Genomic DNA, 16,477 nt, shown 5'->3' with positions numbered 1-16,477 from the left:
GCTTAAAATTTGATGATGTTTACTCGAGCGCCACGGAGACAAAAGATCCCGTTCCGCTCCGCTCTGTTTTTAGTAAGGACTGATGCATTTTGGCTACTCAAACCACCCCGCGGCCGTTCCGGCTTTGGAGCCTGCTCGCGGGTTCGATCATTATCAATACCGGCTCCAGTTTTGTCTGGCCGCTGACCACGATTTACGTCCACGAATACCTGCACCGGCCGCTGACCACGGCCGGCTTCGTCATCTTCCTGAATTGTCTATTTTCGCTCTTCGGGAACATGATGGGCGGGCAGCTTTTTGACCACTGGCGCCCTGTGCGCACGATCATTCTCGGCATCGCCCTCAATATTTGCACGACGGGGCTCCTGATTGGCTGGCACACGTGGCCGATTTATCCGGTGTTGCTGATGCTAACGGGCTTCGGCAACGGGATGATCTACACCTGCATTAACGGTTTTGCCACCGAGATTCCGGGTCGCAAGCCCAGCTATGTGTTCAACTTACTCTACTTCACCAGCTCACTGGGGGTCGTGTTTGGCACCTTAGTTGTCGGTTACGTGCTCGAGCTCGGCATCGGCTACATTTTTGCCGCCGCCTGCAGTATGTACGCCCTGTTCATGCTGATTGCCCTGCGCAACTATCGGGGCCACGCACTACGAAAGGGCAGTCGGAGCGCCGCCAAAACGCCACGCGGACCATTACGACTTAACATACAGGTCGTAATGGTGCTCATCACCATTTTTACCGTCTGGTGCTTCTATGAGCAATGGGACAGCAACCTCTCCGCCTACATGATCAGCCGGCACCTGTCCGTCCGGGCGTACAGTTCCGTGTGGACGGTCAACGCGGTCGTCATCATCCTCGTGCAGCCGGTCCTGACCTACTTGGACAGCTGGTTCAACGACCACCTGCACGGCCGCCTATACACGGGGCTGCTCCTGCTGGCCGGCAGCTTTGTCTTGCTGATTGGAGCGAATAGTTACTGGCAGTTCATCAGCGCCATGATCATCCTCTCGCTAGGGGAGGTCAGCGCCATGCCGGCCGTCGCCACCTTTGTGAGCCGTTTTGCTCCAGTTGGCAGTTCCGGCCGCTACCAGGGCCTCGTCCAGGCTGCCAGTTCCGGTGGCCGCGCGCTCGGACCGATGACCGGTGCCTTCATCATCCAGAATTATTCCTACCGCCTGCTCTTCATCTTGGCGGTCAGCCTGCAAGTTGTTGTTTGCGCGGCCTTTGCGCTGAGCAACCGCTTGGCGCGGAACAATAAAGTAAAGTAAAAGCTCTAGGCCTGGAAAATACCGGCCTAGAGCTTTTTGGGTGCGTAACATAAAAATTTTAAAGCAGTGCCAACCCGCGCTGCTCCACATAATTTCGCAGCTTTGGTCCATACACCACCGGCACCTGCCGCAATTGCTGCAGGTTGCTGGCCCCAAGTAGGGCGGCGACCCCGTTGATCTGCGTAATGAAGTTCGCGAGCCGCAGTGCACACTCATCTTCGCCGGAGCGGGTGAGCCAGTGCAGGATGAGCCCGGCAATTCCCACCGCGTCGGCACCGAGCCGCAGCGCTTTAAGGACATCGAGCGGCGTGCGGATGCCGCCGGTCGCGATGAGCGGCACGCCTGCATTTTGGCCTTCCAGCAGGCTTTCCACCGTGTTCTGGCCAAAATCTGCGAGGAACTCATAGCCGCCACCGTGCACACGCGCGTTTTCAATCTTGGCGAAATTAGTGCCGCCGTGACCACCAACGTCAATCACCGTGGCCCCAGCGTTTTGCAAGGCAGCAAAATCATCCTGGCGCATGCCAAAACCGACTTCCTTAACGATTACGGGCACGGTGACCGCAGCAATGATGGCCTGAATGTTCGCGAGCCAGTGGTAATTGCGCTCACCCTCGGGCATGACCAGCTCCTGGACTGCGTTGATGTGCACCTCCAGCAAGTCCGCGTGCAGCAGCTCAACGACTTGTTGTGCTTGGGCAGGTGTTTTGTCAGCACCGATGTTAGCAATCACGGTCCCACTGGGGTTTTCGGCGCGAATAACAGTGAAGCTGTCCTTAACACTTGGGTCACTAAAAATCACCGAGGCACTGCCACTAGCGATGGGCAACTGCAAGCGGGCGGCGATGCGTGCTAGGCTTGCGTTCAGCTTGCCAGTCGTGGGGGAGCCACCCGTCATCGCATTGATGAAGATGGGGGCGTTCCAGCGCACGCTAGCAATTTTGCCGCCGAGCTGGACATCACTGACGGCGGTTTCTGGGAGGGCGCTGCGCACGAAGCGAACTTGATCAAAACCAGCACTAGCAGCTTCTTGGTAGAACTTCTCCGCTAAGAAGTAATGTTCATCCTTGCGGTGCGACTGCGCACTTTGTTTAGGCATGGGCATTTGCCTCCATTTCTGCCGTGGTCAAGACGCGGGCGGCGGGACCAGGCGCACAAATCACGACCGGCTTGCCGAGCCGCTGCCGGAACAGGTCCGCCAAGTCTTCTGCATTTACGGCCGGGCAAATCAGTTTCACATTGGGCCCGGCATCGATTGTGGCGTAGACCGGCATACCTTGGTCTCGCAACGCGTGCACGTAATCAAGGGTGGCCAGCGTCTCAGGATTGAAGTAAGTGAAGGGGGGCTCGGCGGCCATATTCGTGGCGTGCATCATCATGGCGCTGCGCTCGGCAAGTCGCCCGATCTGGTCAAAATCACCGGCTAGCAGGGCTGCCTGCATCGCCGCCGCAGCGACCTCACTACTTTTTGCCCAAGCTGGGAAGTAGGGTGAGGTTGCGACCGTGTTGGCCATCCCGCTGCGCGAACTGAGCTTTTTCGGCTGGTGATCGAGCACGACCGCAAGCATCCGCAAATCAAGGTCCGGGGCAACCGGCAGTGGCTCAGCAAAACTGGTCGCGTCATCTGTACCGCGGTGCCAAATCACGTAGCCACCATCAATACTGCGACTGGCGGAGCCACTCCCGCGGCGAGCGATGCGGGTCAAGTCCTTGTTACTGAGCTGCAGGCCGGCCGCTCGGGTCGCCGCTAATGCGAGTGCCGCGTACGCCGATGCAGAGCTAGCTAAACCAGCCGCAGTCGGTACGTGGTTCGTCGACGTGATGCGGGCAAAGGTGTTGTGGCCGGCGCGCTGCCGCACGAGGTCCATGAATTTGCTTAACTTTTGCAAAGCCGCGCCGGACTGCTCCTGTCCGTCAAGACTGAAGCTGTCTGCGGTCAGCTGCGGGTCAAAATCAACACTGGTATCCGTGTAAAACTGGTCGAGGGTCATCGAAATACTACTGTTGGCCGGAATAATTAGCTGCGGATCACTTTTGCCCCAGTACTTGATCAGGGCGATGTTGGTGTGTGCACGTGCGGTGACTGTCATTTTGTTCAATGGACCTTTCTAAATGAGTTACTTAGCGAAATCGTACTGCCAGGTCTCAGTGGCACCGGCCTGGGTTAGAGCAGCGGCAATAGTTGCGGCGCTACTGCCGTCTGCAGCTAAGGCGAGGATGCAGCCGCCCTTACCGGAACCGGTGAGCTTGGCACCGAGCGCGCCGTGCGCCCGCGCACTTGCAACTAATTGCTCAATGGGATGATTGCTGACACCCAGCGCGGCGAGTTTCTCCTGCGCTGAGTTCATGATTGCCCCCAGCGTCTTAAAATCATCGTCGGCCATCGCCACGGCCGCCTGGCGCGTCAGCAGGCCGAGGCCGCTGATGAGCTGCTCACTGGCGGGATCCATCTTTAGACGCTCGGCAACGGCTTGCACCGCGAGCCGGGTCTGACCCTGAATCCCAGTGTCGGCGATGACGAGCACGCCGGTGTGGGGGAGCGCCAGTGACCGCGGCTTTTGCCCACGCACGAACCACTGCGGCCGGTCAGCACTGCAAGTCGCGGCATCGATCCCGCTCGGGTTGCCGTGGATGATGCGCTCCGAAATGTCCGCCCAACGCAGAAGGGCGGCGTGGTCCAGCGGCGCAGCATATGCGGCGTGGAAGGCGCGCACGACCGCAACGGCAGTGGCAGCGCTAGAACCCATCCCGCGCTCTGGTGGCAGGTCGCTAATGATGTTCAGGTCAAAGCCCTGCAGCGCCGCGTCGAAACGAATCAACAGCTGGCGAATGAGGGTCGCGATCCCGGCAAAGCGGGTGGTGGCCGCCGCGGTGAGCGCCCCATTATACATTGCGGAGGTGATCCGTTGCTGCTGATCGGCGCGCGGTTTTAATTCCACCTGCATGCGCACGGTGGGGATGGGAATGGCGATGGCTGGCTGACCGTAAACCACGGCGTGTTCACCGATCAGGATGGCCTTAGCGTGACTAATTGCACTTGCAGCGTGCATTACTTGCATAACTATTACCCGACTTTCGTAAAAATACTTAAGTTCATTATAGCAAAGTATTAAGAAGGGGACGTAATTGCCCATCCGGCGCGGCAAATCCTTCCGCCGTGGTAGAATTAAAGCAGTTAATTATTTGGACGGAACAATCAGGGGGAAAACGCTTATGGCCTTAAACTTTATTCTTGGTAGCGGCACGCGGGATCACGACCAAGTGCTGGCGGATTCAATGGCGCGGGTGCTGCAAAAGGACCCCGCGGCGCGGGTGTTGATGCTCGTGCCCAACCACATTAAGTTCGAATCCGAAGTCAGCGTTTTGGGAGCGCTCAAGGCGCGGCTAGCACCAACCGCGCAGCAGTACGCCCAGAACCGCGTGCAAATCATGAGTTTCTCGCGCTTGGCCTGGTTCTTCCTGAATCACGATGCCATTTACCAGCAGCCCCGCCTCAGTAACGCCGCGGCGGCGATGCGCCTCGCCAAGGCGATGCAGGATCAGGAAAAATCGCTCCGGCTATTTGCGGGTCAAATCGGCAACCCCGGCTTTACCACCCGTCTGCAAAAGCAGGTCGCAGAACTCCAAATGGGAAACATTACCGCCACGGACCTCCGCGCCGCCATCTCGGGCATGACGGGCGACAGGGTCAGTGCCACCACCGACAGTGCGCAGTGGCACGAAACGGTCCGCGGCGAGGCGGCTAAGGACCGCCACCTGCCAAAATTGATCGACTTGGAGACCATTTTGGAAGAGTACGAACGCAGCACGACCGGCACAGTCAGCCAGGCGGACCTCTTGACCGCACTTGGCGACAAACTCAGCCGCAGCGACTTAAGCCACATGTACGTTTACTTTAGCCACTTCAACGCCTTCGCCGCTCAAGAACTAGCGCTCGTGGAAATTCTAATGCAGCGGGCGGCTGCCGTTAGCGTTGCCTTGGTCACGGATCAGGCGAGTCCGGACGAACCGCTCGCACCCGACCTCTACTTACCAGCCAAACGCCTGTACCACCAGCTGCTCAGTCTGGCCAAGCGCGACCACGTGCGGGTGCGGCCCGACCAGTTTGCACCGCTCCGCAAGCAGGCAGCCACAATGCGCAACGTTGAGCGCTATTTCAAGGCCGCGACGGCGCTGAGTAGTACCAGCGCTACGGAGCTAGGCGTGGAGCAAACTGCGGCTGGCCAGCCGGATTTTGCCGGGCTGGACATGTACCAGGCTAACAGCACTTATGCGGAACTGAGCGGGGTCGCTCGGACCATTCGCCGCGAGGTCCAGACGCAGGGCCGGCGTTACAAGGACTTCCTCGTCGTTGCGCGGCACCTGAAGCCATATGAGACCATCGTAAATGCGGTCTTCAAGGAATTCAACCTGCCAGTGTTCGTGGACCACGAACGCCAGATGAACGCCCACCCGCTGCTCGTCTTTCTTGACAACCTGTTCGCAATTCGTGCTAACAACTACGATTACAACAGCATTTTCGCACTGTTGCGGACGGAATTGCTGCAGCCGGCGGAGATGAACACCAGTGACTTCCGCAGCGCGGTGGACACGACTGAAAATCACGTCCTGGCAACCGGGATTCGCGGCAAACGCTGGACCGATGACAAGGACTGGACCTACTACACACTCTTTAACCGCGATGACAACACGACTGTCAGCAGCACCGATACCCACAAAACGGAGCAAATCAACCAGATTCACGACTTGATTCGGAGCACACTCCCGGCGTTCTACGCCGAGCTGGACGCGGCGACCACCGGCACGGCCATTGCGACCGCCGTTTACAACTTCCTGGACCATGTTGGCGTGCGGCAGCAGCTGCAAAATTGGCGGGACGCCGCACAAGAAGCAGGGGACCTCAGCTACGCCCAGGGCAGTGAGCAGGCCTGGCAAGTATTTTGCGACCTGCTGGATGATTTCGTCAGCACTTGGGGCGAGAGCACAATCGATCCCGACCAGTTCATTGAATTGCTCGACGCCGGTTTTGGCAGCGCCACTTACACGCAGATCCCGTCGACCATGGACCAAGTCGTCGTCTCCGAAACGGGTCTGACCCGGCTGAATCACGCCCAGCACGTGTTCATCATCGGCGCGACCAGCGCGGTCATGCCCGACAGCAGCAGTGATTCGGACTTACTGAATAGTGATGACCGGCACGCCCTGGCGGCCAGCCTGCCGGACGGCTGCTTTTTGCCGGAAACCGGTCCCGACAATGCGCTCACCGAACCATTTCTCAACTACCTGAGCTTCGTGGCCCCAGCCGCGCAACTCACTCTGAGTTACCCCGTCCACAGCGACAATGACAACAAGGAATCTCCGTATCTGGAGGGCTTGCGGCAAGTGGCTGGCTGCAGTTACGCCAGCTGGGAGGAAGCCCGCAGCAGCCAGAGCGTGGGCCGTATTATCGGCAGTCCGCGGAGTCTGCTCAGTGACACCATCGTGGTCGTCCGCGAACTTGCTGATGCCAAAATTGACCTTGGGCCCGCGTGGCAGGCAGTCATTAAGGCGCTGCGGCAAACGCCACTGGCTGCACTTAGCAACCGGCTGCTCGCCAGCATCGATTACACTAACGCGGCCGGCCACCTCAGTCCGGGCATTGCTCAGCAGTTGTACGGCCGACACCTTGCCGTATCCATTTCAAGGCTGGAATCATTCTACAAGGATCCATTTGAGTACTTTCTACAGTACGGTTTAGGGCTCGCACCGCGGCGCGAGTTCCAGCTGACACCCGCCGACAGTGGCACCTTGTTCCACGCGGTCATGGACGGCCTGCTCCGGGCAGCGCAGACTGAGGGCGGCATCGCCCAAATGAGCGCGAATGCGGTCGCCAAAACCGTCCGTCAGCTCCTCCAGCAGGAACTGGAGAAGCCTGAATATGCTATTTTGAGCAGTAGTGCGCGGATGCAGTTCATCACCGAACTAATCAACGCCACCCTGCAGCGGACCGCCTGGGCGGTGCGCAGCGAGCAGAGCAACAGCGGTTTGCACGCCAGCACCACGGAACTCAGCTTTGGGATGGGGGCGGCGGCAAAGGGCTTGCCACCATTGCAACTACCACTGGGTGACGACCGCCACGTCATTGTGCGCGGCCGCATCGATCGCTTAGACACAATTCCTGCAAACAACAAGACCGGCTTCATGGTCGTCGATTACAAGTCGAGCAAACACGATTTCTCGCCGGCCGATGCATACTACGGCTTGGGCATGCAGATGCTGACGTATATGGAGGCCGTGATTCGTGCTGGCAGCATGAGTCACCAGGAAATGATTCCGGTGGCGGGGATGTTTATGCAGATTCAAGACCCCCGCCTCAAGTTCGCCGACCTCAAGCGCGGCGCTGACATCACCGACCTCTTACTAAACAGCATGCGCATGAAGGGCCTACTTGTGGCGACACCAGTACTGACGGAGCTTGACGCAACGCTCCGCGATGAAGACGGCGGCATCACGCCGGGTAAGTCCTCGAAGTACTTCCCACTAAAGGTCAACAAGTCGAACGGGAAGGTGGCTAAGGGCACGACCATCGTGACCGTTTCGCAAATCATCGCGCTGCTTAACAATAACGATGAGCTGATCCGGCACGCAGCCCAGCAGATTCTCGCCGGGGTAATTGAACTCGCCCCAGCGCGTTACGACCAGAAGACGGATGTCATCACCAAGAGTGACTACAGTAGTATCATGCAATTTGACCCTGCGCTGAAGGCCAACCGCTACAAGCAGCTCCAGAGCCTAGATTTAGAGGGCGTCCTGCAGCGGATTAGCCAAGGTGAGCTGCCTTACCCAGGTATGGATTAGGGCGGGCAGAGCAAAATGGAGGAAAACAATGGCGCAAAAATTCACTGATGAACAAGAAATGGCCGCAACACATGGCGCCCCCCAAGCCGGGCAGGCGGGGAGCGGTCACAACGTGCTCGTTTCCGCCTCAGCTGGTTCGGGTAAAACCACCGTGTTGGTCAACCGGATCCTGCGGCAGGTCCTCGCTGGCGGCGACATTAGCCACCTGCTCGTCGTGACCTTTACCAATGCGGCCGCCGCGGAGATGAAGGAGCGGATCGGTAAAAGTCTGAAGGAGTACCTGACCGCCCACCGCCAGGAAATGGCTGGAGACGCCCGGCGGCACCTCACCGGCCAGATTGGTCTGGTCGACAGTGCGCCCATCAGCACCCTCGACGCCTTCGCCCTGCAGATCGTCCAGCAGTACTACTACGTTGTCGACTTAGACCCCGGCTTCCGCGTTCTGGCGGACCAAACGGAAAGCCTCATGATTCAGGAGTCCGTTTGGGACAATCTGCGCGAAGAACTGTACACCAGCGACGGGGAGGCTTTTGCCAACCTCACCCAGAATTTCAGCAGTTCGTGGCATGACGAAGGGTTGGGAGACCTGATTTTCCGTGTTTATCAGTATGCGGAAACCACGACCGATCCGGACGGCTGGATTGCCAAATTGCCGGCCGCATACACCGCGGACCTGAACGCGGACAGTCCCTTTGCCAAGCAGCTGCAAACCGCCCTCCAGCCCTTCACTAGCGAAATCATCGCACTACTCAAGCAGGCCGCGAATTTGGTTGCTGACGAAATGGCGGTGGCGCCGGACAATGGCTCCCTACCAAGCATCCAGACGACACTGCGCGGCATTCAGGATGTGCAGGACCTGCTTGGCGGCGATTATGCTGCCTTGCAGCAGGCCGCAAGCAGCGTTAGTTGGCCCAAGTGGCCGGCGGTTTCCGGCAAAATTTACAAAGATGATCCGGTCCTGAAGGAAAAACATCAGCAGGCCAATGAGCTCCGCAAACAGGCTAAGGACTTGTTGGACAAGCAAGTCGTAGCAGTCCTGCAGCTGAGTGCGGACGAATTGCAGCAGACCAACCAGCACGCCGCGGCCCTTGCCACGGAGCTGAGTAAGGTTGCAAAGCAGTTCAAGGACGCATACTGGCAGGAAAAGCAGCGCCGGCACGTCATGGATTTTGCCGACGTCGAACAGCTGGCCCTCGCCATTTTGCTTGCCCCTGGAAAGGACGGGAGCGCCAGCGTCGGCAGCTTTTACAAGGAAAGTTTTGCGGAGGTGCTGGTCGATGAATACCAGGACATTAATCCGCTTCAAGAAGCCTTGCTGGACGCAGTTTCGCGCACAAACCCCGGCAACCGCTTCATGGTGGGGGACGTCAAGCAGAGTATCTATGGTTTCCGCCTCGCTGAGCCGCAACTATTCATGAACAAGTACGATACTTATCCGGACAGCACGGCAGACCCCAGTGCCTTCAAGCGGCAGGGCGAACACATCAGCCTGGCCGCCAACTTTCGCTCGGAACAGGGCATCATTGACTTCACCAACCTGATTTTCAAGCAGGTGATGGATCAGCGACTTGGTGCGGTTAATTACACCGGTGGCGAAGAACTCCAGTTTAAAGCCGCCTACTATCCAGAAAGTGAGGCGGGCAAGGCCACCGAGCTCCTTATTTACACACCCGATGCGGAGAGCGACGCCACAAACGAACTCGACAAGGACCAGGGGCAAGTGCAGCTGGTCGCCAAACGCATCCAGCAGCTACTGGCCGAGCCTGACCCCAGTATTTTCGACCGCAAGAGTGGTACAATGCGCAAAATCAAGTATCAGGACATCACACTGCTCGTGCCGACCCGTAGTCAAAACCTGCTCATCCAGGAAATTTTTGCCGACGCGGGGATTCCGGTCGTTGTCAGCGACGCCCAGAACTATTTCAAAACCACTGAGCTGCAGGTGATGCTGGCGATGCTGCGGGTGATCGACAATCCGCAACAGGACATCCCCCTCGTGGCGGTACTGCGCTCACCAATGGTCGGCCTGACCGCCGACGAACTGGCCCTGCTGCGGCTGGCCAATAAGGGCGCGCGGTATTACGACGCACTGATGAGCTTCATGGCGGCTTATGATTCGGCGACTGCGACCGCACTGGCGGCGCGCACCCACGCCAAGGTCCAAGCCTTCCTCGATGAACTGGCTGACTTCCGGACGCTGGCCCGCGAAAACCGGCTTGTCGACCTGATTTGGGCCGTTTACGAACGGACCGGTTACCTCGATTTCGTTGGGGGGATGCCGGGCGGCCGGCAGCGCCAAGCCAACCTGCACGCCCTCTATGAACGCGCCCACTCTTATGAAGAGGGCGGCTTCAAGGGGCTGTTTGCCTTCGTCCACTTCATTGAATTGATGCAAGAGCGCGACAAAGACCTCGCCAACCCGGTCGCCATCGACGCCGAGACGGATGCCGTGCACTTAATGACCATTCACGGCAGCAAGGGGCTCGAATTTCCTGTGGTCTTCCTGATGAACACCAGCCGGTCACTGCATTCCAGTCACCAGGGCGACGGCACGGCTGTCCTCTCCCAACAGGGTATCGGCTTGCAATGGTTCGACCAGCAAAATCGGGTCAACGTTCCGCTGCCGCAATACATTTTGGCCAAGGGCGAACAGAACCGCCGCGAACAAGCCGAGAGTCTGCGGGTCCTCTACGTAGCGCTGACGCGCGCCGAACAGCAACTCTTCATCGTTGGCGCCGCGAAGAGTGAAGAGACCACTGTGGCCAAGTGGCAGGAATTGGCCAGCGGTAGCGACTTGCAGTTCAGCATTGGTAAACGTTTAGGTGCGGGCAGTGAACTCGACTTCATTGGGGCGAGCCTAGTGCGGCACCCACTGTTCCCCGGCAACGAGGGGACTGGCCTGCCGGCACTGATCAACGACCCGACCAAGTTCAGAATCACCTTCACGAACGCCGTTGCAACCAGTGGCAGTGCTAAGCTCGCAGCAGCGCCGCAGCAACCGGCCCTTGACGTTGATCTAGACCAGTGGCTCAGTTACCAATATCCATACACTGCGGCCAGTGAAACGACTGGTTTCCAGTCCGTTTCCGAAATCAAGGATGCCTTCGCGGACCCAAGCATTGAAGAACTGAACGCCCAACCGCAGAGCAGCCAGCTGGCGCACCGCTTCAGTGACGACCTGGCCAGCCCGCAATTTATTAGTCAGGCGGAAACCAAAGCTAGTGGGGCGGCCGTCGGGACGGCGACCCACCTGCTACTACAAACCCTTGATTTAACCACAACGATTGACGCCGCAGCTCTGGACGCAACGATCAGCACCTTGACCGCGCGCAAACTCATTACTCCGGAGGTAGCGGCGCACATCAACCGGGAGCACATCCTGCGCTTCTTCAGCAGCGAGCTGGGGCAAAAGCTGCTCGCCAGTCCGCAGGCGGTGCGGCGGGAAGTACCATTCTCGATGTTGCTGCCAGCAGCGAAACTATTCACCCAGATGCAAGGGGACGAGGAGTCCGTTCTCGTCCACGGGATCATGGACGGCTACCTCGACAAGCCTGATGAACTAATCCTGTTTGATTACAAGACCGATCACGTCGGTAAGGGCGGTAGCCAAACCATCATGGCCCGTTACGATGGCCAGTTGCGGCTCTACGCCCAGGCGCTGGCGCAGATGGCGGGCCGGCCGGTGACTGCCAGCTACCTCGTGCTCTTAGATACGGGCGAGACGGTGGCACTAGCGCAGCCAGGGGCGTATGATAAAAAGTGATTTTGTAAGCTGATAATTATGCCCCATAAAAATAGCAATAGATTGGTGATTGATTTTATGAATACAGACACCGTGTACGCGGTGATTGATTTGGAGACTACTGGCCCTGATGCCAGTAGTGGGGACCGAATCATCCAGTTCGGCTGTGCCTTGATCAAACGGGGCGAGATCATCCAGACTTTCTCCCAAATGATCAACCCGGACACAAACATTCCGAGTGCCATCCAGCAGCTGACCGGGATCAGCCCCCGCATGCTTGTGGCAGCGCCATATTTTGAAGAAGTGGCGCCAACACTCGCGCAGATTCTGGAAGGCAAGGTGATTGTCGCCCACAACGTTAATTTTGACTTGCCGTTTTTGAGCACCGAAATGCAGCAGTGCGGCCTGCCCGCGCTGAGCAATAAGGCGGTCGATACGGTGCAACTCGCGCAAATTGTCATGCCGACCGAGCAGAGTTACCGCCTGGTTGACCTGACCCGCAAGTTGGATATCAAGCACGACAACCCGCACCGCGCCGATAGTGACGCCATCAGCACGGCCAAACTGTTCATGTACCTCCAAGCGGAATTCCAGAAACTACCCGGGCCAACCCAACGCCTCATCGCGGAGCACAGCGGCTTCCTAATTCGGGACACCGACGTTCTGCTCAAACGCCTCGCTAGCAGCGCACCGCGCTTGCAGGGCCACTACATTCGCGAGCGTGACCTAGTGGTGCGGACGCCGGAACAGGCGCGTGCGGAGCGGCCGATGCCGGGTAAGTTTCCCGAAGCGGCGCCCGCAAAGCGCAAAATGCTCAAGCGGGGCGGCCTGCGCTTCCGTTTTGCCCAGGCCAAAATGATGGATCTGATCTACACGAACGCACAGGGCGACCGGCAGCCACTCTTCATCGAGGCGGGCACCGGGCTGGGCAAATCACTGGCCTACCTGCTGCCCTATGCATATCTCGCTAGTGCCAAGCAGAAGCTGGTCGTTGCCACTTCGACGACCGTTCTGCAGGACCAACTGGTGGACGACAGCTTGCCACAACTGGCAGAACTGATCGGTGGGCGGCCACAGACGGTGGTACTGAAGAGCCCGCGCCACTTCATTGATTTAAATAAGTTCGCAACCACCCTGCAGGCGGGCCAACTGAACAAGGCCGACAAAATGCTGCAGCTGCGCATCATCGTCTGGCTCTGCCAAACTACTAGCGGCGATCTGGATGAACTCAACTTGAGTTCCAAGCAGGCACCGCTTCTCGCCCAGATTCGCCACACCGGTGATTCCGGCACGCAAAAGAGCAATCCGTTTTATGAACTTGATTTCTACCACCGGCTGCAAAAACGCGCGGAAGGGGCGGCCTTTATCGTCACCAACCACGCTTACCTCGTGCGGCACCGCGACGACCAGCTGTTTAGCGGCCGGCCATACCTAGTCGTGGATGAGGCCCAGCACTTTCCGGATAACGCCAGCGCCGGCTTCACCCTCAAGCTGGACCTCACGCGCATGCGCCGGGGGCTGCAGCGCGCGGCGAGCTTGCTGCGGAAACAGGAGGGTGCCAGCTTGGGCACGATTTATGCAGATGACCAGTTGATGCAGTACCAACTGAGTACCGCCGAAAATGCCGCGACCCGGGGCCTTGCCCTAGTCGAGAGCATGCAGTCCGGACTGCAGAAAAACTACTTGGAACTCGGAACAGTTAGCGGCCACGGACTGCAGGAACACGTGCTGACAACAGATGAGCTGAATATTTTGCTTACGAACCTGCACGACCCGCTCGCAGAGTGCGTGCGGAAGGTGCAGAGCCTGCTGAACTTCGCTGACATTGTGCGGAGTGATTATCTGCAGCACGAGCAGCGCTTTGTGCCGACAGATGTGCGCTCATTCCAGCAGCTTGACGAAATCGCCGCGGGGCTGCGCGCCTGCTTGCCGGCCACTCAGCTGGTCCTAGAAGGCAGTCCTGAGCTCCGCGATGCACGCTTGCTGCTGGCGAGCGTGCAGATGCGCCACGCCAAGGACATTTCTAGCGTTGTCCTTAGCTGGCAAGCGGTGGACGCCCGGGTGCAGATTCAGCAGCTACTGCAGCACTTCACGGCCCCAGTATTCACTGGGGCAACCCTGACCGTGCGCAAGAAGGCTGATTATCTAGCCGGCCAGCTTGGCTACGGCAAAGTACCAGAGCAAAATGCCCTACGCTTGCGGAGCCCGTTCAAGTACCGCCAGCTTGCCCGCATCATGATCGCCAGCGATGCTCCGACACCGCCACAGCAAATCACGGACGAGTACGTTGACTACCTAACTGACGCCATTGCGACCCTAGCGGATAACGACCACCAAACGCTGGTCTTGTTCAGTTCACTACACGTGATTGCCGCTGTCTACGCGCGGCTGGCGAACACACCATTAGCGGGCAACCGCGAGATCATGGCGCAAGGTGTCACCGGTTCGGCAGCCAAAATTGCCCGCCGCTTTGCGGCAGGGGAGAACGGCGTTTTACTCGGTGCTGCCAGCTTCTTTGAAGGAATCGATTACCCGCGGAAGCAGCTGGAGCAGGTGATCGTGACCCGGCTGCCATTTGAGGTGCCCGACCGGGTGCTGAGTTCGGCCCGGGCTGCGGCCCTGAAGCAAGCGGGGGGCGACCCCTTCCGCGACTCAGCCCTACCGCGGGCAACGCTGCGGCTCCGCCAGGCTTTTGGCCGGCTGATCCGGACCGAACACGACCGTGGTGTCTTCGTTGTGCTGGATCCCCGCTTCACGCAGACCCAGTTCGGCCGCAGCATGCAAAAGTCCCTGCCAAACGTTGATACCGACTTGTTGCCCGTATCCGCAATGCCACCACTAATCGAAGCGTGGTTGAATAATATTCATGAACCAGAGGAGGACCCAAATGCGCGAGCAAAATAAACAAAAATGGCCACAGCGAGTTGCGGTGGGCATCGTAGCACTGGTGCTCGTTCTCATCATCGGCATTTTTTACCGAAGTATGCATCCTTACAACAAGGTGCGCGCCGACGCCGAAAACATTGCTACCAAATCCGCTCAAGTCACAAACATCAACGGTTTCTGGTGGAACACCCGGGATAAGAGTTATCTGACCGTCAGCGGAAAACGCAAAAATGTGCCAGTTTATGTTGTGATTGCCCAGAAGACTGGTAAGGTTAATGTGGTACTACAAGAAAGCGGAACCACCCGTGATCAAATCCTGCAGAAGGTCTGGAGCCGCTTCAGTCCAAAGCGGGTGCTGAACGCCGGTTTGCGCTTCGACAAGCACCGCCTCGTCTGGGACGTTGGGTACGTTGATAAGCAGAACCAACTCGGTTATGTAACTTACGATTACCACAGCGGTCAGATGTTAAAAGTCATTAGCGACTTATAAAGCTGCCAGAACGGCGCTACTTTTGGCACCAGTTCGTCAGCGCAAGGAGGAATTGAGTATGCATATTGCCAAAAAACTCGCACGGGTCAATCCCAGTGCAACGTTAGCCATGAGTCAAAAGAGCGCACAGCTGCGTGCTGCCGGGGCAGATATTATTGATTTGTCTGTCGGTCAGCCTGATTTTAAGACGCCGGAACCAATTGCGGCTGCGGCCATCGCTGCCATTAGCAGTGGCAAAACCAGCTATTACACCGCGGCTAGCGGCCTGCCAGAATTGCGCAAAGCCATCGCTGCCGACATCAAGGCCAAGAAGGGCTATGATTATGCTCCCGACCAAATCGTGGTTACAAACGGCGCTAAGTTTGCCCTCTACGCCATCTTTACCGCGATTCTCGACCCTGGCGACGGCGTTCTGTTGCCGCAACCAGGTTGGGTTTCCTACACTGAACAAGTCCGCATTGCCGGTGGGGTGCCGCAAGAGGTCCCTGCCAGCGATGGCTTCAAAGTGACAGTCGACGATTTGGATGCCGTTGCAACTAAGAACACAAAGGCAATTGTCATCAATAGTCCTCAGAACCCATCTGGGACCGTCTACACACGCCAGGAGCTCACCCTCATCGCCAACTGGGCGGTTCGGAAGGGAATCTTGATAATTGCGGATGAAATCTACAGCGACCTCGTTTATAATGGAACAGATTACGTTTCGATGCTGCAGCTTGACCCGCAGATCAGTGCGAACACCGTGCTGGTCAGTGGTGTGTCCAAGTCCTACGCGATGACTGGCTGGCGCATCGGCTACGCAGCGGCGCCGAAGAAGCTCGCCAGCGCGCTATCCACCATCATCAGTCACGCGACTGGTAATGCCGCTGCGGTCAGCCAGTACGCCGCAATTGAGGCCTACACTGGCGACCAGCAGCCCGTTGAGGACATGCGCCAAGCATTTGAGAAGCGCCTGAACACCTTCTACCCACTGGTTAAAGCAATTCCTGGGTTCAAGCTCGTTGAAAAACCACAAGGTGCATTCTACATTTTCGCCAATGTCCGTGACGCTGTGAACGCATTGGGCTACGACTCGGTTGACACTTTTGTTGCCGCATTGCTCGATGAAACTGGGGTCGCACTCGTTCCTGGGCGCGCATTCGGCATGCCAGATTATGTCCGGCTGAGCTACGCAAAGGGCATGGATGACCTTGTCGAGGCGGCCAAGCGCATTACCGATTTCGTAAATACTAGCAACTAGGGAGATAT

The 16,477-nt window shown here is 58.0% G+C and carries 9 protein-coding genes; 6 read left to right on the top strand and 3 right to left on the bottom strand.

The genetic code is table 11. The features are described from left to right. Positions 1-89: 89 nt before the first annotated feature. Positions 90-1,274, top strand: coding sequence for an MFS transporter (locus GN107_RS07530; RefSeq protein WP_230678581.1), 1,185 nt, complete (start codon positions 90-92; stop codon positions 1,272-1,274). A 58-nt stretch (positions 1,275-1,332) separates the two neighbouring features. Here the strand turns inward: GN107_RS07530 and fni are convergent, their stop codons facing one another. The 3 genes from fni to mvk are packed head-to-tail and all read right to left on the bottom strand — an operon-like array spanning position 1,333 to position 4,324. Next, complete coding sequence (gene fni, locus GN107_RS07525; protein ID WP_230678580.1) at positions 1,333-2,373, bottom strand: type 2 isopentenyl-diphosphate Delta-isomerase; 1,041 nt, start codon at positions 2,371-2,373, stop codon at positions 1,333-1,335. Next, positions 2,366-3,364, bottom strand: a complete 999-nt coding sequence (gene mvaD / locus GN107_RS07520; protein WP_155287235.1) for a diphosphomevalonate decarboxylase — start codon at positions 3,362-3,364, stop codon at positions 2,366-2,368. The genes fni and mvaD overlap by 8 nt, the downstream gene beginning before the upstream one ends. Positions 3,365-3,391: 27 nt before the next feature. After that, a complete protein-coding gene (gene mvk, locus GN107_RS07515; RefSeq protein WP_230678582.1) occupies positions 3,392-4,324 on the bottom strand; it encodes a mevalonate kinase in 933 nt (310 codons plus the stop codon). 163 nt (positions 4,325-4,487) lie between these two features. Between mvk and GN107_RS07510 the strand changes: the two genes are divergently transcribed. From GN107_RS07510 to GN107_RS07490, 5 genes are read left to right on the top strand one after another with little or no spacing between them, the layout of a single operon-like run. Then, positions 4,488-8,111, top strand: a complete 3,624-nt coding sequence (locus GN107_RS07510) for a PD-(D/E)XK nuclease family protein (protein WP_155287188.1) — start codon at positions 4,488-4,490, stop codon at positions 8,109-8,111. Between the two features lie 28 nt (positions 8,112-8,139). After that, positions 8,140-11,874 (top strand): helicase-exonuclease AddAB subunit AddA, encoded by a 3,735-nt coding sequence (gene addA, locus GN107_RS07505; protein WP_155287187.1) that lies wholly within the window; start codon positions 8,140-8,142, stop codon positions 11,872-11,874. Between the two features lie 57 nt (positions 11,875-11,931). Then, on the top strand, positions 11,932-14,757 hold the full coding sequence (locus GN107_RS07500; protein WP_196246285.1) for a helicase C-terminal domain-containing protein: 2,826 nt from the start codon (positions 11,932-11,934) through the stop codon (positions 14,755-14,757). After that, entirely contained in the window at positions 14,741-15,229 is a 489-nt protein-coding gene (locus tag GN107_RS07495) for a cell wall elongation regulator TseB-like domain-containing protein (RefSeq protein ID WP_155287185.1), read from the top strand. Before GN107_RS07500 ends, GN107_RS07495 begins: the two co-directional genes overlap by 17 nt. Positions 15,230-15,287: 58 nt before the next feature. Next, positions 15,288-16,469 (top strand): pyridoxal phosphate-dependent aminotransferase, encoded by a 1,182-nt coding sequence (locus tag GN107_RS07490; RefSeq protein WP_155287184.1) that lies wholly within the window; start codon positions 15,288-15,290, stop codon positions 16,467-16,469. Positions 16,470-16,477: the final 8 nt, after the last annotated feature.

Source organism: Lacticaseibacillus zhaodongensis (assembly GCF_009687905.1).
Taxonomy (GTDB): Bacteria; Bacillota; Bacilli; order Lactobacillales; family Lactobacillaceae; genus Lacticaseibacillus; species Lacticaseibacillus zhaodongensis.
This window is presented reverse-complemented; position numbering and strand designations above follow the sequence as displayed.